The sequence below is a fragment of the Ignatzschineria rhizosphaerae genome (assembly GCF_022655595.1).
Lineage (GTDB): Bacteria > Pseudomonadota > Gammaproteobacteria > Cardiobacteriales > Wohlfahrtiimonadaceae > Ignatzschineria > Ignatzschineria rhizosphaerae.
Genome location: NZ_CP093379.1, coordinates 1,713,047 through 1,733,062, shown reverse-complemented (window position 1 = coordinate 1,733,062; position 20,016 = coordinate 1,713,047). Strand labels below are relative to the sequence as shown.

The 20,016-nt window shown below is 38.4% G+C and carries 20 protein-coding genes; 11 read left to right on the top strand and 9 right to left on the bottom strand.

Annotated features, from left to right (window positions below; translation table 11 throughout):
• Positions 1–39: 39 nt before the first annotated feature.
• The 3 genes from MMG00_RS07515 to hemL form a co-directional block, all read right to left on the bottom strand.
• Positions 40–843, bottom strand: coding sequence for a class I SAM-dependent methyltransferase (locus MMG00_RS07515; protein WP_242146993.1), 804 nt, complete (start codon positions 841–843; stop codon positions 40–42).
• Between the two features lie 439 nt (positions 844–1,282).
• Positions 1,283–1,963 (bottom strand): ribulose-phosphate 3-epimerase, encoded by a 681-nt coding sequence (gene rpe / locus MMG00_RS07510; RefSeq protein WP_242146991.1) that lies wholly within the window; start codon positions 1,961–1,963, stop codon positions 1,283–1,285.
• 108 nt (positions 1,964–2,071) lie between these two features.
• Positions 2,072–3,352, bottom strand: a complete 1,281-nt coding sequence (hemL, locus tag MMG00_RS07505) for a glutamate-1-semialdehyde 2,1-aminomutase (protein WP_242146989.1) — start codon at positions 3,350–3,352, stop codon at positions 2,072–2,074.
• A 132-nt stretch (positions 3,353–3,484) separates the two neighbouring features.
• On the opposite strand from hemL, the gene rsfS reads away from it, so the two are divergent.
• From rsfS to MMG00_RS07485, 4 genes are all read left to right on the top strand, one after another.
• Complete coding sequence (gene rsfS / locus MMG00_RS07500) at positions 3,485–3,811, top strand: ribosome silencing factor (RefSeq protein WP_242146987.1); 327 nt, start codon at positions 3,485–3,487, stop codon at positions 3,809–3,811.
• 128 nt (positions 3,812–3,939) lie between these two features.
• Positions 3,940–4,410, top strand: a complete 471-nt coding sequence (gene rlmH / locus MMG00_RS07495) for a 23S rRNA (pseudouridine(1915)-N(3))-methyltransferase RlmH (RefSeq protein WP_242146984.1) — start codon at positions 3,940–3,942, stop codon at positions 4,408–4,410.
• 282 nt (positions 4,411–4,692) lie between these two features.
• Positions 4,693–5,328 carry a c-type cytochrome gene (locus MMG00_RS07490; RefSeq protein WP_242146982.1) on the top strand — a complete coding sequence of 212 codons (636 nt, stop codon included), beginning with the start codon at positions 4,693–4,695 and terminating at the stop codon, positions 5,326–5,328.
• Positions 5,329–5,340: 12 nt separating this feature from the next.
• Positions 5,341–6,267, top strand: coding sequence for a c-type cytochrome (locus MMG00_RS07485; RefSeq protein ID WP_242146980.1), 927 nt, complete (start codon positions 5,341–5,343; stop codon positions 6,265–6,267).
• A 99-nt stretch (positions 6,268–6,366) separates the two neighbouring features.
• On the opposite strand, the gene MMG00_RS07480 is transcribed toward MMG00_RS07485, so the two are convergent.
• Positions 6,367–6,768, bottom strand: a complete 402-nt coding sequence (locus MMG00_RS07480) for a hypothetical protein (RefSeq protein WP_242146978.1) — start codon at positions 6,766–6,768, stop codon at positions 6,367–6,369.
• A 574-nt stretch (positions 6,769–7,342) separates the two neighbouring features.
• Between MMG00_RS07480 and glpK the strand changes: the two genes are divergently transcribed.
• Positions 7,343–8,860, top strand: coding sequence for a glycerol kinase GlpK (gene glpK / locus MMG00_RS07475; protein ID WP_242146975.1), 1,518 nt, complete (start codon positions 7,343–7,345; stop codon positions 8,858–8,860).
• 249 nt (positions 8,861–9,109) lie between these two features.
• On the opposite strand, the gene MMG00_RS07470 is transcribed toward glpK, so the two are convergent.
• From MMG00_RS07470 to lpxL, 4 genes are all read right to left on the bottom strand, one after another.
• A complete protein-coding gene (locus tag MMG00_RS07470; protein ID WP_432805942.1) occupies positions 9,110–9,913 on the bottom strand; it encodes an integrase core domain-containing protein in 804 nt (267 codons plus the stop codon).
• A gap of 133 nt (positions 9,914–10,046) precedes the next feature.
• A complete protein-coding gene (gene fabB, locus MMG00_RS07465) occupies positions 10,047–11,267 on the bottom strand; it encodes a beta-ketoacyl-ACP synthase I (RefSeq protein WP_242146972.1) in 1,221 nt (406 codons plus the stop codon).
• Positions 11,268–11,288: 21 nt separating this feature from the next.
• Entirely contained in the window at positions 11,289–11,804 is a 516-nt protein-coding gene (gene fabA, locus MMG00_RS07460; protein ID WP_242153383.1) for a 3-hydroxyacyl-[acyl-carrier-protein] dehydratase FabA, read from the bottom strand.
• Between the two features lie 287 nt (positions 11,805–12,091).
• Positions 12,092–13,003, bottom strand: a complete 912-nt coding sequence (lpxL, locus tag MMG00_RS07455; RefSeq protein WP_242146970.1) for an LpxL/LpxP family Kdo(2)-lipid IV(A) lauroyl/palmitoleoyl acyltransferase — start codon at positions 13,001–13,003, stop codon at positions 12,092–12,094.
• A 372-nt stretch (positions 13,004–13,375) separates the two neighbouring features.
• Between lpxL and MMG00_RS07450 the strand changes: the two genes are divergently transcribed.
• The 6 genes from MMG00_RS07450 (at position 13,376) to nagZ (ending at position 18,907) form a co-directional block, all read left to right on the top strand.
• Positions 13,376–13,891: an LPS-assembly lipoprotein LptE gene (locus MMG00_RS07450; RefSeq protein ID WP_242146967.1), complete on the top strand. Its 516-nt coding sequence runs from the start codon at positions 13,376–13,378 to the stop codon at positions 13,889–13,891.
• A gap of 9 nt (positions 13,892–13,900) precedes the next feature.
• On the top strand, positions 13,901–14,716 hold the full coding sequence (folE2, locus tag MMG00_RS07445) for a GTP cyclohydrolase FolE2 (RefSeq protein ID WP_242146965.1): 816 nt from the start codon (positions 13,901–13,903) through the stop codon (positions 14,714–14,716).
• A 308-nt stretch (positions 14,717–15,024) separates the two neighbouring features.
• Positions 15,025–16,047 carry a Holliday junction branch migration DNA helicase RuvB gene (ruvB, locus tag MMG00_RS07440; protein WP_242146963.1) on the top strand — a complete coding sequence of 341 codons (1,023 nt, stop codon included), beginning with the start codon at positions 15,025–15,027 and terminating at the stop codon, positions 16,045–16,047.
• A 469-nt stretch (positions 16,048–16,516) separates the two neighbouring features.
• Complete coding sequence (locus MMG00_RS07435) at positions 16,517–17,326, top strand: ferritin-like domain-containing protein (protein ID WP_242146961.1); 810 nt, start codon at positions 16,517–16,519, stop codon at positions 17,324–17,326.
• 53 nt (positions 17,327–17,379) lie between these two features.
• The gene (locus tag MMG00_RS07430) at positions 17,380–17,934 is read left to right on the top strand and encodes a hypothetical protein (protein WP_242146960.1); all 555 of its coding nucleotides are present in this window, start codon (positions 17,380–17,382) and stop codon (positions 17,932–17,934) included.
• Positions 17,935–17,971: 37 nt separating this feature from the next.
• Positions 17,972–18,907, top strand: coding sequence for a beta-N-acetylhexosaminidase (gene nagZ, locus MMG00_RS07425; RefSeq protein WP_242146958.1), 936 nt, complete (start codon positions 17,972–17,974; stop codon positions 18,905–18,907).
• Positions 18,908–18,988: 81 nt separating this feature from the next.
• Here nagZ and MMG00_RS07420 read toward each other — a convergent pair whose 3' ends face one another.
• Positions 18,989–19,555, bottom strand: a complete 567-nt coding sequence (locus tag MMG00_RS07420; RefSeq protein WP_242146957.1) for a hypothetical protein — start codon at positions 19,553–19,555, stop codon at positions 18,989–18,991.
• Between the last annotated feature and the right edge of the window lie 461 nt (positions 19,556–20,016).

The following is a 20,016-nucleotide window of genomic DNA, read 5'->3' as shown; positions in this document are numbered from 1 at the left end:
AAGAAATATTGATGCTTAGGTGAGTTATTAAATAGAGGTTTAGAAAAATCTATCGCCTTTGATATAGTCTATTTCTGAATCTTTTCTCAAACTCTCATGAATTTTTCCTACTCGCATTTTGATAGGCCAAGTCATGATTCTTAACTGCTTAGGATCTCCCCATAGCTCAAGGATATCTTGATGAAACCTTAGAAGTAGGGCTGTTTTTCCGGCATCTTGGGCTTTTCTAACAGCAGACCAAGTGGAGATATAGCCCATGAAGGCTTCAAAATTCCATTCAAGCTTGATTTCAGCATCTTGCACGGGAATTTCTGGGAAAGGAAAGTGAATATTTTGATAGCCTTCTTCGACCATTTTGCGTTCACTGGGCCAATATGATCCAATTTCTTGATGATAAAACTGATCAAATCTTGCCTTAATATGAGCGTCAGACTGTAAAATACCGTAGCTAATAAGTGCTAGTAGCGCATTGGGAGCACTCACTTTTTTAATCTCTTGATAGAATTTTGGAAGATCTAACCAGTGGGCAGCTTGAGCTACGGTAATTAAATTAATATCTGAGAGAGATGTTGGGAGCTCTTCGGCATTAGCGACATCATAGGATATATTAGGATGGGGCTTTGCGTTATGAATTTGGCTTTCGCTAGGATCAATGCCGGTAACTTTGTCAAAATGATTGGCTAAGATCGTTGTTAATTGACCTGTACCGCAACCAATATCGAGCGCTTTATGGCGCTCTTTTGTGAGAGACGCGAGAACTTTTCCTAGAGATTCAGGATATTGAGGTCGATATTGGGCATATTGCTCTCCACCAGACTCAAACCAGTTTGTGCTATTTGTCATATTTTCTTCTCTCATAAGTTTTCTTGTTTTAGTTATTTTCAGATGAAAGTTTACTTTTTCTTCTTTTATTATTGATAGTAGAGAGTTACGAGATCATTTTCAGAAAAAATTAAAGAGAGCATTCTAGACGATCTCAATAAGATGGCTTGAGGTGAGCGGATAGCATGATGTCATGAGGGTTTATGGTAAATTCAGTTTAAGAAAAATTGCTGGCGGAGGTTTTAGCAAGAACATGAAATATTCGCCCCAGCTTTGCATTAATTGATAAAAGAATGTGTTAAACAGACTTGCAAGGTGCCAGGTAGAACCAACTTTTTGTTTCTCATCGCTGAGCGTCGGCATTTGAGTCAGCTTATTTTGAACCGATTTCACTATAAAAATAGCGTAATGAGCTGTGAAGGCTGCTATTACGCTATTAACTTAGTATTGAGTCATTAGTTTATGCTAATTGACCTTTCATTTTCCCAATGATGTCTTGATAACTAAGATCGCTATTAAAGATCGCACTACCTGCCACAAACGTATCAGCACCCGCTTCCGCAATCTCTTTAATATTATGAACGTTGACGCCACCATCAATTTCAAGGCGGATTTCACGATCAGTGCCCGCTGTTTTCTCATCAATCATTGCTCGAAGTGTTTTGAGCTTATCTAAGCTTGTTGGGATAAATTTTTGCCCGCCAAAGCCTGGGTTTACGCTCATCACTAATACCATGTCGAGATAATCCCAAACGTGATCAAGAACATTAATTGGGGTGGCAGGGTTTAAGACTAATCCTGCTTTGCAGCCCAATGATTTAATAAGTTGAAGGGAGCGATCTACATGAAGGGAAGCTTCTGGGTGAAAGGTAATGTAAGTGGCGCCAGCTTTGGCAAAAGCTTCGATCATGCGATCCACAGGACTAACCATTAAATGGACATCAATCGGTGCTGTTACGCCATAATCACGGAGTGCTTGGCAGATCATTGGGCCAAATGTGAGGTTTTCCACATAGTGATTATCCATCACATCAAAATGAATGATATCTGCGCCACCTGCTAAAACTGCATCTACTTCTTCGCCAAGTTTAGCAAAGTTCGCAGAGAGAATAGAAGGGGCAATCCAGTAAGGTTGTTTCATGATTTTTTCGCTCTTAAATTAATGATTGTTATTAATATTGGATTAGAAAATAAAAAGGGTGAATGTTGATTGAAACATTCACCCTCTATTTTAGCCTGCTATTGGTAATTATGCCATTTTAGAAATGACTCGATCCATTGCAGAAATGGTTGCATCTAAATCTTCATAACTGTGCGCGCTTGACATGAAGCCTGCTTCAAATGCGCTTGGTGCTAAGTAGATTCCTTCTTCTAATAAGCCTTGATAAAATGCTTGGAAGAACTCAATATCTGATTTCGTCGCATCTGAGAAGGTTTTTACTTCACCATCTGTAAAGAAGAGCCCAAACATCCCGCAAACATGATTCGTACTAAGCGGTTTATTGTGTTTCGCAAAGACTTCTTTAATACCTTTAACAAGGTAATCTGTTTTTGCCGCTAAATCTTCATAGAAACCCTCTTTAGAGATTAATTCTAAAGTTTTAATACCCGCAACCATTGCAACCGGGTTTCCTGATAGGGTTCCTGCTTGGTAAACAGCGCCATTTGGGGATAGGTGATCCATAATTGCTTTCTTACCACCAAAAGCACCGACCGGCATACCGCCGCCGATCACTTTACCAAAGGTAGAAAGATCGGGTGTTACCCCATAAAGACCCTGTGCTGAATGTTTACCAACACGAAAACCCGTCATCACTTCATCAATAATAAATACGGAACCTGCTTTGTCGCACTCTTCACGAATGGTTTCTAAAAAACCTGGTTGTGGTGGAATGCAGTTCATATTGCCGGCAATCGGTTCGATAATGACGCAAGCAATCTCTTGACCATATTTTGCAAAAGCTTCTTTAACAGCTTCAGGGTTATTAAACTCAATCACAATTGTATGTTGTGTTAAATCCGCAGGAACGCCCGGTGATGATGGTTCGCCAAAGGTTAAAAGGCCTGATCCGGCTTTGACTAAAAGTGAATCTGAGTGGCCATGGTAGCAACCTTCAAATTTCACGATTTTATCTCGTCCTGTATAGCCACGAGCAAGGCGAATAGCGCTCATTGTCGCTTCTGTGCCAGAGCTAACCATGCGCACTTGATCCATCGATGGGACGAGTTCTAATACACGTTTGGCAAGTTCTGTTTCAGAGACAGTCGGAGCCCCAAAAGAGAGTCCATTTTTGGCAGTTTCGATAACCGCATCGAGCACTTCAGGATGCGTATGACCGACAATCATTGGGCCCCAAGAGCCAACATAGTCGATATATTTTTTCCCAGCTTCATCATAAACATAAGCGCCTTCTCCTTTTTTGAAGAAGACAGGTGCGCCACCTACTTGTTTAAATGCACGAACTGGTGAGTTAACGCCACCAGGGATGTATTTCTGCGCTTCACGATACAACTCGTCAAATTGACTCATAAAAGAATGTCCCTTGTATTAAGATTTTAATGTCACAAAAAATAGATATCTTATTATGGAGCTAAATCTTCATTTGTTCAACAGGCGGAAATTCACTACAATAGGCATAGTAATTAATTAGAAGGAATCTGTATGATCGCTGAAGTAAAAGATAAGTTAGTAAATGGTTTAGATGAGATGAAGGCAATTAACCCTCTCGCATTTGATGTCGAAGGGATCGTAAGCTACGCAGATTGGGTCGTTGTGGCTTCAGCAAACTCTGGTCCACATTTGAAAGCTTTGGTGCGTAAAGCAGAAGAAGTGATGTTGAAATCAGGAATTAAACCAATAGGCGTTGAAGGGGTAAATACTGCTTCTGATTGGGTTTTAATTGATTTTGGTGATATTGTCCTGCATCTTTTAACCGAAGAAAAACGCGATTTTTATAATCTTGAGAAGATTTTTGTACGTGCTGAATAGTCGTTTAATGAGCTATTAGAAGTTTTTATTCTCAGATTTTGGGGCAGGACGGTTTTCCGTCCTGCTTTCGTTTTGGGTAAATGAGAATAATGATAACGAGATAAAAGACTAAAATAAAAGGATAATAGATGATTGTTTATCTAATTGCCGTCGGTAGCAATATGCCGGCATGGGTAAAGACAGGATTTGATGATTATGCAGGAAGATTGCGTCACGATGTGGAGCTAAAGCTGATTGAAGTGCCGGCACTTGTTCGTAAGAAAAATGCAGATGTTAAACGTATTTTAAAAGAAGAGGGCGATAAGCTTTTAAAGGCAATTCCTAAAAACTGTTTAATTGTAGGGTTAGATGTCATTGGCAAAGAGATGACGACTCCTGAACTGAGTAAGCGAATGGAATCGTGGATGCAATCAGGGCAAGATGTGGCGTTATTAATTGGGGGGCCTGAAGGCTTTTCTCCAGAAATTAAGGCGCTTTTTCAACAATCTATCTCTCTTTCAAAGTTAACATTACCTCATCCGATGGTGCGAGTTTTAATGGCAGAACAACTTTTTAGGGCGTGGAGTATTATCAATAATCATCCATATCATCGAGAATAGATAGCAATGATTTATTCCTAAATAGCCTAAATAAGGGTTAATGCAGAATTTTCTCATCTTACAGAAATAACAAAACATACAAAACTAGTTTGGTATGTATTCCCTCTTTGATAAAATAGCCTGCATGCAACATTACAATTTGATTTTGCGTCAAATGGAGAATGTTACATATCTAAAAAAATAATATAAACCAAGAGCAGAATAATCCCCCTCATATAGGGGGATTGATATTTAAATCTAATAAAAAATCAATAGATGTACATTATTGATAAATGAGGGATTATGAAATTTTTAAAAAAAATGACATATCTTTCTCTTTTGAGCGTATTGCCGTTAATGAGTCAGGCAGCTGATGGAGAAAAAGTCTATATGAAAGGTGGGGAAATCCCTATGGCAATTGCTTGTATGACCTGTCATGGTATGAATGGTGAAGGTTTAGCAGCTGCAGGATACCCTAGTGTTTCTGGGAAATCAGCCGAATATTTAGCAAAGCAAGTTCGTGATTTCCAAGAGAGAAAGCGCAAACATCCTGTGATGGATAGTATTGCTGCTGCGATTAGTGAAGATGAGCTTGTGGCGGTGACGGAGTATATGGAGGCACTTCCTGCGCCAGAACTTCCTATGATTCCACGCTCTACGCAACCAACAGATTTAGGAAGTCAATTAGCCCTTCGTGGTGATTGGAGCCGTAATATTCCAGAGTGTGTGGCGTGTCATGGTCCTGGTGGTATTGGGGTTGGTAAAACTTTCCCTAAACTTGCAGGTCAAAGTGAGATCTATATCGTCAATCAGATGAATGCTTGGAAAAATGGTAATCGCCAAAATGACCAAGCAGATCTAATGGGGCACATTGCTCGTTCATTAAGTGATGAAGAGATCAAAGCTGTGGCTGTGTACTTTTCAAAAGTTGGACAATAGGAGATTTTGTTAATGAAAAATATTTTAATCGCATCAACACTCTCTCTTTTGCTCTCATCAGTAGCGATAGCGCAAACTGCCGCAGTATCAATGGATGATCAGTCTCAGATTCCTCATGCACCAAAAATAGCGACAGGTGAAGAGTATCATCAGCCTCCATTAGACAGTGAGATCCCTGATAACGCTTATGGTGATATGATCCGTAAAGGGCAGGCAATTTTTGTGGATACAAAACGAGAAGTTCCAGAATACGTTGGCAATGGTATGAACTGTGTAAACTGCCATATGGATCAAGGTAAAATGGCAAATGCAGCACCTTTATGGGGCGCATATCCTATGTATCCTGCTTATCGTAGTAAAAATAATAAAGTCAACACCTATGCTGAGCGTATTCAGGGCTGTTTTGAATTTAGTATGAATGGAACAGCGCCGGCTGCAGATAGCGAAGCAATGACGGCTTTAATCACTTACTCTTACTGGCTAGCTAAAAATGCGCCAACAGGAGTTTCATTACCAGGACGTGGTTATCCTGAGGTGAAGCAGCCAGAAGCAGGTTATAGCATTGAGCGTGGGGAAGTTGTTTATAAAGAGAATTGCGCTGTTTGTCATGGTGATGATGGCTTAGGACAGATGGTTGGTGAGCTTTATGTATTCCCACCGCTTTGGGGTAAAGATTCCTTTAACTGGGGCGCGGGAATGCATCGCATTAATACCGCCGCAGACTTTATTAAAGCGAATATGCCACTTGGTAAAGGGGAAACATTAACAGATCAACAAGCGTGGGATGTTGCGGCATTTATGAATAGTCATGAGCGCCCACAAGATCCGCGTATTATAGATGGTTCAGTTGAGAAAACTCGTGATAAATATCATGCAAATGATGGCGTGAATCTCTATGGTGTTGAGGTGAATGGCAAGCTATTAGGACAAGGGATTTAATCTGTTTATTTAAGATTGACTTAGAGGTTATAAATGCAAAATGCTGTTGCGGCATTTTGCATTTTTTTATGGATGTAGAGGAATTTTTAATTTAATAAACTATTTATATTCAGCAATATAGATTAAAGGAGTATTGTCAGTTTTTTTATCTCTTTTTGAAATGGGATGCTGATTACTAGAATTACTGTGATCTAAGATATTGCTAAGTTGTAGCTCAATGAAAGGATCTGGTTTAGCTTCTTTTTCAGTGGCAGGAATAAAGCGCTTGATAGAGGCTTTTGGGAACTTTATACCATTGAGTCCTGTATTTAAATCACAATCATCAAATAGTTCATTAGCATGCTGTAAGCGGTGTTGTTTTGTGATCTTCTGTGGCGCTTTTTGAAGGCAGCTTCCTTCTGTAATAGTTCCGATAAAGGTGATTTTTCCTTCTATTTGGTATTCCCCAAAAGCAAAGGTGTTAATCATAAATATCATCGTAAGTAATAGACTTTTTGTCATTTCAAACTCCTTTTGAAAACTTTTAGTCGTAATTCATCTTTACATAGCTTGTAGAGCGCATTTATCAGGAGATTGTTTTTTATTGTCTTGTTTTACCTATTTTGGTAAGTGAAGGGTATATATTATCCGGAATTATTAATGATAGATGTATTGAGTGATTAATTGTTAAATATTGTTATCTGTATGATTCTTCTCTTCTTTTTTTATATCTATTTTTAGTTTCAAGGTCATCAGGTATTAATGATAATTTTTAGTTGAGCCTTTGCAGAATTTGACAAATTCTCCTATGAGAACTGTACTTTTATAAAATGCTCATAAGCCGAGAGATAAAATTATGAGAGAGATCATTTTATCTGTAATTTGTAACTTTTAGGCTTTGATAAAGATCTATTTTTTTGTGATTTTTTTTACTGCTTTTCTGAGGCATTATTTTGATGTAATCATTTAGTAAATGATAGAAGATAAATTTATTGAATAGATTTTTATATAGAGTAGGGGCGTGAAGCTGATGTTGTTATGAGTTTTTTGATGGAAAATGGTATTTTAGAGAGTAAAAAATTAGAAAGGATCCTCTATGCAAAAGTATGTCATGGCCATTGATCAGGGAACAACTAGTTCAAGAGCCATTATTTTTGATCGGCTTGGTAACATTAAAGGCAGTAGTCAGCGAGAGTTTCGGCAAATATTTCCACATCCAGGATGGGTTGAGCATGATCCTACCGAGATTTGGGCCTCCGTTTTATCGGTGATGACAGAGGTGCTTGCGGAAAATAGAATTGATCCTCAACAGATTGCAACGATAGGAATTACAAATCAACGTGAGACAACGGTTATTTGGGATAAAAAAACAGGAATCCCCATTTATAATGCGTTGGTTTGGCAATCAAGGCAGACAGATACGATTTGTGATGCTTTGCGGGCAAAAGGATATGAGCAGTTATTTAAAGAAAAAACAGGGTTAGTGATCGATCCATATTTTTCTGGAACGAAGGTAGCATGGATTTTAGATCATGTGGAAGGGGCAAGAGCGCGAGCAGAGAAAGGGGATCTCTTATTTGGCACAATTGACACATGGTTAATTTGGAAGTTAACCGAGGGTAAAGTCCATATTACGGATTACTCTAATGCTAGCCGAACTTTGATGTATAACATCTATGATCTTAAGTGGGATGAGGAGTTATTACAGATTTTAAATATCCCCCAAAACTTATTACCGAAAGTTTGCTCTTCCTCTGAAATTTATGGTGTCACAGCACCAAGACACTTTTTTGGGGAGAGCGTGACGATTTCAGGCAATGCCGGAGATCAGCAGGCAGCGCTTTTTGGGCAAGCGTGTTTTAAAGAAGGAATGGCCAAAAATACCTATGGAACAGGGTGTTTCATGTTGATGAATACTGGCACTAAAAAAGTAAAATCAGAAAGTGGATTGCTTACAACGCTTGCTTGGGGCATTGATGGGAAGGTGCAATATGCGTTAGAGGGCTCTATATTTGTTGCCGGATCTGCGGTGCAGTGGCTTCGTGATGGGCTGAGAATGTTTCAAGATACGAGCTTGTCTGAAGATTATGCTGAAAAAGTCGATTCAACAAATGGCGTATATGTTGTTCCGGCATTTGTCGGGCTTGGCACGCCTTATTGGGACCCTGATGCAAGGGGGGCGATATTTGGCATTACAAGAGGAACTGGGAAAGAGCATTTTATTCGTGCTACTTTAGAATCTATCGCCTATCAGACTTGTGATGTTCTTCATGCGATGGAGAAAGATGCGGATTTATCTTTAAACTCTCTAAGGGTTGATGGTGGTGCATCTTTAAATAATTTTCTGATGCAGTTTCAAAGTGATATTTTGGGGGTAGAGGTTGATAGGCCGAGTGTGAGTGAAACAACTGCCTTAGGAGCTGCTTATTTAGCAGGATTAGCTGTGGGTTATTGGTCTTCTATAGAGGAGATTGAAAATATTTGGGCGTTAGATCAAAAATATAGCCCCAATATGCCACTTAAATCCCGAAATGTACTCTATCATGGTTGGCAATGTGCGGTGAAAGCTGCGCAATCTTTTAAGCCTTATATTGAAGATGAGGATCATCTTTAAGTATTACATATTAAGTGTTTAATAGTGTAATTGGTTTAAAAATGACTGAAATTAGATTGCCGGGTATCGATTATGAGAAACGCAAGAATTGTTCTATTTGGCATCGTACAAATCTAATTTGATACATATATTGCACTATTTTACTTTTATAAATAGCGATTTTTAAATCAGTGATTCTTAAATCGAATGGATTATAAAAAAGATTTTGCGTAATGATCAAAGCTTATATGTTAGAAATCGGCGGGTTGTTTACACTTCAGTGTTAAAATAATTTTCTAAAACTTCATAAGGCGTTAAACCATTAATACCCTTATGAGGTTTTACTGTGTTGTAATAGTTCAAAAATCGTTTTAGCTTCTTTTTCCGATCATCTGAACTGATAAACTTTTCCTGATTATGCCACATTTCCATGAGTGTTCGAATGACTCTTTCTGCTTTTCCATTCGTTTGAGGGCAAGCTGGCTTTGTAAACTTTTGATTAATCTTATGTGTTAGACACATTTCGACAAAGGCATGTTCTGATGTACCTTTATACTCACGCCCATTATCCGAATAGGTGCATTCTACAGTATAGGGACACTGTTCTAACAGATCCCATCGAAGAAATTCAGCAGCACTAAACTGTGATTTATCAGGATAAATACCGGCATAAAGTTCTCTTGAAAAATCATCAATTCCTACAAATAAATACTCTCTAGTGCGATTTTTAAGATCCCCTTTTAAAAGAGGGAGCCGTTTAGTATCCACATGGACCATCTCGCCAGGATAGTTTTTGTTATAACGTTTAGCCCTCTTTTTAAGTTTCTCTTCAATAGATTTTTCAATCTTTGCAAGACGTTTAATGCCATACTTAATTGTTCTATAACGTTCATTTTTACTAGCTAATGGCACAAACAAGTTCAATCTACCTTGTTTTAGTACTTTATAGATCGTAGGTCTGCTTACCATAAAACGCTCAGCTAGATAGGTTACGGTAAATTTTTCTTGATGATGTAATCGCCAAATCTCTTCTCGATGAAACGGCGTTAATTTTGTTTTTCGATGGATATTCATAACAGTATTTTCTCCTAATACTGTAAACAACGCGATAAAATCCTACAGCTTATAAAAGCATCATAAAAAGCCGATCTTAGATAAGATCGGCTTTTTTAATTATTATATAAAGCTTAGTTTTACTAATGAGGCATTAGCCTTTATAGCGACTTAAAACAAGTGCTGAGTTTGTTCCGCCAAAACCAAAACCGTTGTTTAAAATATTGTCGAGTTTTGCATTGTCGACACGTTTACGAACGATTGGGAAATGTGCAAGTTTAGGATCAACCTCATCAATATGGGCACTTTCTGTAATGAAGTTGTTTTGCATCATTAATAGGCAGTAGATTGTTTCATTAACGCCTGCTGCACCAAGTGCGTGACCTGTTAGTGATTTTGTGGAGCTAATTGCCGGAACTTTGTCTCCAAAAACACGACCAATAGCTTCAAGCTCAGGAACATCACCTGCGGGTGTTGAAGTACCATGAGTATTGATATAATCAATATCTCCCTTCACAGTTTCAAGTGCCATACGCATGCAGCGCTCCGCACCTTCGCCACTTGGGGCAACCATATCATAACCATCAGAAGTTGCGCCATAGCCTGTAATTTCAGCATAGATTGTTGCGCCACGTTTAAGGGCATGTTCAAGCTCTTCAACAACAACAATACCGCCACCACCAGAGATAACAAAACCATCACGATCTTTATCATAAGCACGTGATGCTACATCTGGGGTGTCATTGTATTTAGAAGATAGAGCGCCCATCGCATCGAACATTGCACTCATATAAGGATGGAGTTCTTCACCACCCCCTGCAAATACGACATCTTGTTTCCCCATTAAGATCTGCTCGTAAGCATTTCCAATACAGTGAATGGATGTTGCACAAGCTGAGCTAATAGAGTAGTTAACACCTTTGATTTTAAAAGGGGTTGCTAAACAAGCTGAAACCGTTGAACCCATGGTACGAGTTACCATATAAGGGCCGATACGCTTTGTTGCACCATTTTTACGAAGGATATCAATACTATCGATCTGATTTTTAGTAGAAGCACCACCAGAACCAACAATCAATCCTGTGCGTGGGTTTGAAACTTGATCTTCTGTAAGACCTGAGTCTTCGATTGCTTGTTTCATTGCAATATAAGCATAGGCTGCAGCGTCTGCCATAAAACGAAAATCTTTACGATCAATTTGTGAGGCAAGATCGATATTAACTGCACCATGTACATGTGAACGGAAACCAAGATCTGCCATTTCTTGCGAGAACTCGATTCCAGATTGTGTATTGAGGAGTGATTGTAAGACCTCATCTTTGTTGTTGCCGATGCTCGACACAATTCCAAGGCCTGTAATAACAACACGTTTCATTAATAAAGTTCCTCCAAGAAATTAAAAGTTGTCTGTTTGCGTGAAGAGACCAACTTTTAGATCTTCACCGACATAGATTTCTTTGCCATCAACTTCCATTGTAGCATCCGCAATTCCCATCGTTAAAGATCTTAAAATAACACGCTTCATATGGATGTTATAAGTGATTTTTTTAGCAGTAGGAAGTACTTGGCCGCTAAATTTTACGTTGCCAGCACCCAGTGCTCGACCACGACCTTTGCCGCCCATCCAACCTAGGTAAAAACCAACAAGTTGCCACATTGCGTCAAGACCAAGGCAGCCTGGCATCACGCTATCGCCAATAAAGTGGCAAGGGAAAAACCAAAGATCAGGGTTAAGGTCAAGCTCTGCAGTAATGGAGCCTTTACCATATTTTCCACCTTTTTCTGTGATGGAAACAATGCGGTCAACCATGAGCATTGGAGGCATTGGAAGTTGTGCATTTCCTTCGCCGAATAAATTACCTTTTGCACACTCGATAAGCTCTTCATATGTGAAGCTTGGTTGGGTTGTAATTCTCGTCACGTCTTATTGATCCTATAAAATTGTACAGAATTAGATTATTGATATCTTGCTAATAAATCAGAGAGTTTTCTCAAATTTTTAGATGATAAATAATTTCTAACCTGTGATTATACCTAAAAAAAGCTTGAAGAGTTACTCCGTTTCTCTTTTGGAGTCTCTTTTAAGCTTTATTTTTGAAATAGATGCTTGATATTGCAAGGCTCATTTCCTAATTTTTAAGCCTATTGTACTGTAGCAACTCCCCTTTTGTATTGAATCTTCTAAAAATTCAGCTGTTTTTACAAATTTTTATATAAATCGGGTTCACCTTCAGGACGGGTTTTAAAGCGTCTATGAGCCCAAAGATATTGCTCAGGCGCTGTTAAAATCCACTTCTCAAATAGATTGTTAATTCTAAGCGTATCTGCTTCTAGATCCTTTGTGGGAAAATCTTCAAGCATTGGCTCAATAATGATGTGGTATCTGTTTTTTTTACGCACCACATAATAAGGTAATGCTTTGGCTTTACCAACCCGGCAAAGGGTCGATGTTGCTGTAATTGTTAGGGCCTTTATTCCAAAAAAAGGAATAAAAACATGATCTGTACTGCCATAATTTTGATCCGGCGCATACCAAATAAGATCTCCTTCTCGTAGGAGCTTGATCATTCGTCGAGTTTCATCTCGGGTAATGGGTTCTAACCCTGATTGATCATAACGGCCTTGATATTGCACATACTCATAATATTCATTTTCATGAGGGCGATACATGCCTCGAACCTTTGTTTTAAAGGAAATCGCGCGGCCACCAAGTTCTAAAGGGGTCATGTGTAGTGTCAGTAAAAGCGCTCCATGCCCACTTTCTTCAAATGCCTTTAGGTTGTCTAATCCTTCATAAACAAGATGTTTCTCTAGTTGCTTTTGTGGCATATACCAAGCAATGATTACTTCAAAGATCGCCATGCCCATTGCGCTAAAATTCTTTTTGATGAGCTTTTTTTGTGCTTTTGTATCTAGTTCAGGAAAGCAAAGCTCAATATTGCGGCGAATAATTTTACGCCGACTTGCCGCTGCGTAATAGGAGATCCAACCAACGATTCTTCCTAAGAAGAGCAAAAATGGTAAAGGCAGATGCGCCATCATTTTTGCAAGAAAGATCCCAAAAGCTAATAGCTTATGATCTGATGCTTTGGGTTTTGTGCGTTTGCTCATAGTTCCATCTAATAACTACAAAATAATTCCCGATTATAACAGTTTTATTGAGGGAATTGATCTTGAATCTTTTTTGAGAAATTTTTATCCCAGATAAATTGATCCATATCGGTTTAGTACCGCGTATGAGTTGAGCTTGTGCTTATCTATTTTTTAGCCAGTTTTTAGATAAGAGAGAAATAGATAGCTTTTATGGTTAAAGATAATTTTAAATAAGGAGTATGATATCAATGGGATTAATTCTCATTGTGCGGTAGAATCTGCTTTCTAACTCTTTTGTAGAGATGCAATTTTAGAGAATTAAAGAGATCAAAGAAGGTAATCTTTGATTTTGATCAAGTTATTTTATACCCTATAAGGTGTTTTTTTGATATGAGATTACAAATTCAAGCAAAGTTTTTTGTACTTTTCAGCGTGATCACTTTTTTGGTCGGTTGTGGGTTTCATCTACGGGGAGATCTGTCGTTTCCAGATCTTTATAAAACGGCATATATTGAGAGCGATGCCCCAGAATATTCTCGTGAAAGCATTGAGTTTTATGTCAAAAGACAACTCGCTTCTCAAATGCAGTTTGTGGAGTCGAAAAATCAAGCAGATTTAATTATTCATATTGATGAAAGCTATGATACGAGAGTATTAGCAAGTAATTTAAGTGGGGCGCAAAGAGAATATACTAGTTATCTAAGTGCCAACATTTCAGTCGTTGATTCTCAAGGAAGAGTGGTTTTCCCAACAGAGAGTTTTGTAAGATCGCAAGATTTCTCTCTTAATGAGCGCGAGCCATTAGCGAAGACCACGGCTGAAGAAGCGATTAAAAGGGAATTGTCGGAAGGTTTAAGTAGAGCCTTTATACGACGCTTAACAACCGTTATTAGAGCAGGGAAATAGGGAGTATTCGTGAGTAACGAACAATTTACCGCCATTAAAGATGTGCAAGCGTATCAAGATGAGCGCAATGTAGAGATTTCAAAGGTTGGAATTAGCGGATTACGCTTACCGTTAACCTTTAGTAATAAAGGTAATGAGCAGGGCACTGTGATGGAAGCGGCTTTTACTGTGACATTACAAAAAGAGCGTAAGGGGACTCATATGTCTCGCTTTATTGAGGTCTGGGATCATCAAGATAGACCTTTCTCGCTCTTAAGTGTCAAACCTTTATTAAATGATTTAGAAGCAAAATTAGATGCAACAAATGCCCAGTTTCATCTAAAATTTCCGCTCTTTTTTGAAAGAGAAGCGCCCGTTTCTAAAGCTAAAAGTATGATGGACTTTAATTGTGAAATTATCGCAAGATCTAATGTACAAAATAGTGGAAAGGATCATTTTGAGTTAGTATTGATGGCACCTGTAACCAGTCTTTGCCCCTGTTCAAAAGAGATTTCAGAATTTAGTGCGCATTCACAGCGTTCGCATTTAACGATCTCTTTAGTATTAAAAGATCAAAGTAGTTTTGAAGCATTAGATATCGATGCTTTACTTCATGAGATGGAGTCTGTGGGGTCTTCAAAACTCTATCCGCTTTTAAAGCGTCCTGATGAAAAATATGTGACAGAGCATGCTTATAAAACGCCTCGCTTTGTAGAAGACCTTGTGCGTGATCTAGTCGTACTATTAAGAGAGAGAACAGATTTAGCGGCATTCTCCGTTCAATCTGAAAACTTTGAATCGATTCATAATCACCAAGCCTATGCCAAAGTAGATTATACATTTTAATTTAAAGTGATGAATAAGGCTGGGAAACCAGTAAAAAGTGCGCCTCAATGAGACTAATAAAAGAGCCATCATTGAGGCGTACTTTTTTGGTAAGATATAAGCCTTCAAAGAGATTTATGATAGTAAAATAGGATTAAGAAAAGCCGTTGGTTTAAATTGCAGGCGTAAGATAAGAAAAAGGCAAGCATTCCCTTCGGCTGCAAGATAGGACTTTTTAAATTGAAGAGACTATTTTACGATCTGAGACCTATTTTTTATATTAGCTTTGTGATCCGTTTTATAGCGATCCATAGGAGCAAGGGGTATCCATGTTAGAGTCAGATCGACTAATTGTGAGTGAACATCCTTTAGAAGAGGATAAAATCATTGATCGTGCGATCCGCCCGAAAAAACTTGCTGATTATACAGGGCAAGCCCCTATTCGCCGGCAATTAAATATTTTTATTCAGGCGGCTAAAAAACGGGAAGAGGCGCTTGATCATGTACTTCTTTTTGGACCTCCAGGGCTTGGTAAGACAACGCTTGCGCATATTATCGCTTATGAGATGGGGGTTGGTTTAAAGCAAACTTCCGGTCCTATTTTAGAAAAGGCAGGGGATTTAGCCGCTATTTTAACGAGTTTAGAAGAGAATGATATTCTCTTTATTGATGAAATTCACCGCTTAAACCCTGCCGTTGAAGAGGTTTTATATCCGGCAATGGAGGATTATCAGCTCGATATTATGATTGGTGAAGGTCCTGCGGCTCGTTCTGTGAAGATTGATTTACCGGCATTTACGCTGATTGGGGCAACCACTCGGGCAGGATTACTCTCATCTCCCCTTCGTGATCGGTTTGGGATTGTGTCACGTTTGATGTTCTATACCCATGATGAGTTAACGCAGATTGTGAAGCGTTCAGCAAGTCTATTAGGGGCTCCTATTACTGAGGAAGGTGCATTTGAAATTGGTCGCCGTTCAAGAGGAACGCCGCGAGTTGCTAATCGTTTACTTCGCCGTGTTCGTGATGTTGCCGAGGTAGAAGCTGATGGGGATATTACCATTCAAATCGCCGATCGTGCGCTTGCAATGTTAGATATTGATAATATGGGGCTTGATGAGCATGACCGTAATTTTCTACGATTAATTGTGGAGAAATTTGATGGTGGCCCTGTTGGGATTGATACCTTAGCCGCCGCACTTGGGGAAGAGAAAGGTACATTAGAAGATATGATTGAGCCATTTTTGATTCAGGAAGGTTTTATTATGCGAACGCCAAGGGGGCGGATGGCGACAAGCCATTGTCATCGTTATTTTGGGCGAGAGATTGATATTGAAATGGCGGAAGATTAGTTATTTTTTTTCAAAGCCGGCGACTACGCCGGTTTTTTTAATCTTGCTTTATGAGAGCTTAATAACTTTTATAGGCGACTTGATTTAAGAAAAACGATCTTAAAAGTAAAACTTAAAAGTATAACAGGGCATCGTGAATCAAATCAGCTTACATAATGCCGGATAGAACGATTCTTGCGCGTCTCATAACTGATGCCCCGGCAATTTGATTCAGTGACTTTTAAACCGATTTTACGATAACTTTAATTTTAGTAATTGATGCTGGTGGAGCAAATTTCTTAGGAGTTATTTGGGTGGTAATTTCTGTAAGCGAAAAGCCTTTATGCTGATCTATCGCCCTATGATTCTTTAATGGGCAAGGTATAATTCTTCTATTCCTCAAGGAGAGTCATCATAAAAGGTGTTTTGTGATTAAAGGGGAAGTAAATATATGAGTACAATGATGGATAAAAGGTAACGGTATACATAGATGACTGAGATAAATTTTTATGAGCGTGTGGGCGATGCACTTTATGAAACAGATCCTACGATAAAGTGCCAAAAAGTTGATGCGCTTTATGCTGACCTTATTGCCAATAATATGGCACCTTTTCCTGCAGATGATTTGACGGAGATTTTGCCATCAGGAAGACCTGAAAAACCAGTATTAATTAACCCACAAGATGTTCCACGCCGTGGGCTTGGCACGAAAGAGGGGATTTTGGCATTAATACATGCAATTTGTCATATTGAATTTAATGCGATTAACTTAGGTTTAGACGCGGCTTATCGTTTTCGTAATATGCCGGCGAAGTTTTATGAAGATTGGATTTTAGTTGCAAAAGATGAAGCAAAGCATTTTACGATGCTATCTGATTACTTAGAATCTTGTGATTCTTATTATGGTGCATTTGAAGCGCATAATGGGCTTTGGGATTCAGCAGAAAGAACGGCGCATGATCCTCTGATTCGTATGGCGTTAGTACCAAGAGTTTTAGAGGCGCGAGGACTTGATGTTACGCCTGGAATTATCAATCGTTTAAAACAGGCGAAAGAAGATCAAGTTGTGGAGTTGCTGTATATTATTTTAAAAGAGGAAGAAGGGCATGTATTAGTGGGGAATCACTGGTATCGTTATTTGTGTGAAAAAGAGGGTTTACCCCCGAAAGAGACCTTTTTTAATCTCTTAGAAGAGTATGGGCAAACCCTGAAACCACCCTTTAATATTGAAGCTCGTCTTCGCTCTGGTTTTACTCAAGAAGAGATTGATTATCTAGTTGAGTCTATTGATTTAAAATAGTGAGATATTTTGTGCTTATAAATTGATGTTGAAACCATTGAAAAAGGTGAAAGATGAATCTCTTTGATAAAAAAGGGGCAATAACTTTTCTGCAAAGCGTATTGATGAGTTTTGTTGCTCTTTTGACTGCCGGAGTCGTTGTTGGAGAGACGTTTCAAACAGACACGAGTATTGAGAGAAATAGGGGAGAGAAAACAAGAAACTACTTGCTAGAAAATCACGACTATAGTGATAATGCGGATGAGGAAAAAGCTTATATCTCGCACTGCTTTACAAAGGATAATCCTTTTAAATACTGTTTAGTATTATTGCTTGGAAAGGGCGGATGGCAGTATGTTGATGAAAATCTTGAATCTCCTTATGAAGTTTTGATGTTCGATAATGGGCCTGATTATTCAGTTGAAGGGCTCTATCGAATTTTGCAAAATGGAAAGATTGGTTATGCTGATGCGATCACCGGTGAGATAATCATTGCGCCGAGTTACCAGTGCGCTTATCCTTTTAATCATGGGCAAGCAAAGGTGAGTTTGAGCTGTGAATCGGTGCAGGATGGGGAACATACTCTTTGGCTTAGTGACGAGTGGTTTTACATTACAAAACCAAAGTGAATCGATAACTTATATATGAAAAATAGAAAGGTTTTACATGGCTGATAATCCTAGAGAAGGTATTTTAAGAGGTCAATTATTATCCCTAAAGTCATCGGTCTTTATCGGTATTTCAGGGCTATCATTGACAGTAGAGGAGCAAGTATGGTTAAAGCATCCTCTTGTTGGTGGTGTGATTTTGTTTTCAAGGAATTATCAAGATATTTCTCAGCTCAAGACGCTCACAAAGAGCATTAAAGAGATAAATCCTCAGCTTTTAATATCGGTGGATCATGAGGGCGGTAGAGTGCAGCGCTTTCGGGAGTTTTTTACAAAAATTCCGCCGATGCGTGTTTTAGGAGCGCTTTATGATGAGGATCCTGAAAAAGCGTTGGAAGAGGCATTTAAGGTTGGGCGATTAATAGCAACAGAATTACAAAATGTGGGTGTTGATTTTAGTTATGCGCCTGTTTGTGATCTTGATTATGGGGTCAATCCTGCTATTGGTGATCGTGCTTTTCATCATAATGCTGCGATTGTGGCAAAGCTTGTCACACAGTTTTATGAGGGGCTAAAAATAGAAGGATCTATTGGGGTTGCTAAGCATTTTCCTGGTCATGGTTATGTAAATATCGACACACATTTAGCCATTGCTAGAGATAATAGAACATTAGCTGCGCTTGAAAAAACAGATCTTTTACCTTTTAAAAAGTTGATTAAAGCAGGTGTTGAAGCATTAATGCCGGCACATATTGTTTTCTCTTGTTTAGATGGGGAAAATACCGTGATCACTTCAAAAGCATGGATGACTTATTTAAGAGAAACATTAGGTTTTTCCGGCGTTATTATTAGTGATGATCTAGATATGAAGGGCGCTGACCATTTAGGATCTGTTAAAGAGAAGGTTGCAGCTTGTTTTGATGCGGGGATTAATATTGTTCTTCTTTGTAATGATATGACGGCAATACGAGCATTACTAAGTAACGAGCATTAAGTGATTAGAGAAAGTTTTTATAAAAAAGGCCGCTATAGAAATGGCAGATAGCGGCTTTTAATAATAGCGATTAATTAAAAATTAACGCTTTAGCGGAGGAATTCCTGGAATATCTTTAACAACTTCGCGATAAGTCTCATCATCCATTCTTAAGAAGGTATATTCCCCATCAGCTCCTGAAAATTTGATAGCGAGAATTTCACCTTCATGCTTATAAAGCTGAGTATCATAATTCACGCTCTCATTGATTTTTTCTACCTTTTTCTGACCATTTTCAATAGAGGTGCGTTCAAAGGAGTTCATCGTCATAATTTTCTCTTTTTCATTAAAACGCCAATTGTAAAATTCATAGAAAGTGGCATCAACATCGGCTTTTTTATTCTCGATCGTCATATAGTTCACACCTGAATGATTCGGAAGAAGGACGACAAGATAGAGGATTTTTGTGGGGTCATTACTGGCACTATCAGACGCAACAGCCCAAGCGCCATAAAGCTCTTTAGTCTTAATGGTTTTTGTGACCGTATCGCCTAGCGTTAACGATTCATTATTGTTTGAAAGCTGTTTGATAGGATCGGAAAATGAGCCGCAAGCAGTTATCATGAAGCTGCTAAAAAGAATGAGCAAGCCTTTAGTGATTGATGTCATGAGGTGTCCTTAAGTATCAGTGTAGAGATTATTAATTGTTAATATATATTTATATTATTTGTTGTAAATATTGTAATATTTAGAGGTTAACATACTTTTTTATAGAGTGGTTAATAGATCGATTAAATGGTTTTATAATTTTGCGTTTTTTAGGGAGGATTAGATGAATAATTAAGCTCCTTTATAGACTGTAAATCGTTGCTAAGAGGGGATTTATCTTTAAGTTTGAGTAATCTTAAATACAATGGGAAAGTATGAAGGGAATGAATATTAAAGTTAAGAGAAATTATTCATAATGCTATCAATAGCGATGATTTTTAAGAGCGCTATCCATAGTTATTCACAATTTCTGGGGATAACTTTAGGGACAACTTGATCATAGTTGTGGGATAAACGATATTTCTCTGTAACGTATTGAATTTTAAGTGTTAAATTTTAAAGGTAAAGATATAAAAAAACCG

Bases quoted from the DNA above. Each gene is read 5' to 3' on its own strand.
- MMG00_RS07435 (WP_242146961.1), top strand. From the start codon at position 16,517: ATGACTGAGATAAATTTTTATGAGCGTGTGGGCGATGCACTTTATGAA.
- fabB (WP_242146972.1), bottom strand. From the start codon at position 11,267: ATGAAACGTGTTGTTATTACAGGCCTTGGAATTGTGTCGAGCATCGGC.
- nagZ (WP_242146958.1), top strand. From the start codon at position 17,972: ATGGCTGATAATCCTAGAGAAGGTATTTTAAGAGGTCAATTATTATCC.
- MMG00_RS07430 (WP_242146960.1), top strand. From the start codon at position 17,380: ATGAATCTCTTTGATAAAAAAGGGGCAATAACTTTTCTGCAAAGCGTA.
- rsfS (WP_242146987.1), top strand. From the start codon at position 3,485: ATGATCGCTGAAGTAAAAGATAAGTTAGTAAATGGTTTAGATGAGATG.
- MMG00_RS07480 (WP_242146978.1), bottom strand. From the start codon at position 6,768: ATGACAAAAAGTCTATTACTTACGATGATATTTATGATTAACACCTTT.
- MMG00_RS07450 (WP_242146967.1), top strand. From the start codon at position 13,376: ATGAGATTACAAATTCAAGCAAAGTTTTTTGTACTTTTCAGCGTGATC.
- ruvB (WP_242146963.1), top strand. From the start codon at position 15,025: ATGTTAGAGTCAGATCGACTAATTGTGAGTGAACATCCTTTAGAAGAG.
- hemL (WP_242146989.1), bottom strand. From the start codon at position 3,352: ATGAGTCAATTTGACGAGTTGTATCGTGAAGCGCAGAAATACATCCCT.
- MMG00_RS07490 (WP_242146982.1), top strand. From the start codon at position 4,693: ATGAAATTTTTAAAAAAAATGACATATCTTTCTCTTTTGAGCGTATTG.
- MMG00_RS07485 (WP_242146980.1), top strand. From the start codon at position 5,341: ATGAAAAATATTTTAATCGCATCAACACTCTCTCTTTTGCTCTCATCA.
- MMG00_RS07470 (WP_432805942.1), bottom strand. From the start codon at position 9,913: ATGAATATCCATCGAAAAACAAAATTAACGCCGTTTCATCGAGAAGAG.
- lpxL (WP_242146970.1), bottom strand. From the start codon at position 13,003: ATGAGCAAACGCACAAAACCCAAAGCATCAGATCATAAGCTATTAGCT.
- glpK (WP_242146975.1), top strand. From the start codon at position 7,343: ATGCAAAAGTATGTCATGGCCATTGATCAGGGAACAACTAGTTCAAGA.
- rpe (WP_242146991.1), bottom strand. From the start codon at position 1,963: ATGAAACAACCTTACTGGATTGCCCCTTCTATTCTCTCTGCGAACTTT.
- MMG00_RS07420 (WP_242146957.1), bottom strand. From the start codon at position 19,555: ATGACATCAATCACTAAAGGCTTGCTCATTCTTTTTAGCAGCTTCATG.
- MMG00_RS07515 (WP_242146993.1), bottom strand. From the start codon at position 843: ATGACAAATAGCACAAACTGGTTTGAGTCTGGTGGAGAGCAATATGCC.
- rlmH (WP_242146984.1), top strand. From the start codon at position 3,940: ATGATTGTTTATCTAATTGCCGTCGGTAGCAATATGCCGGCATGGGTA.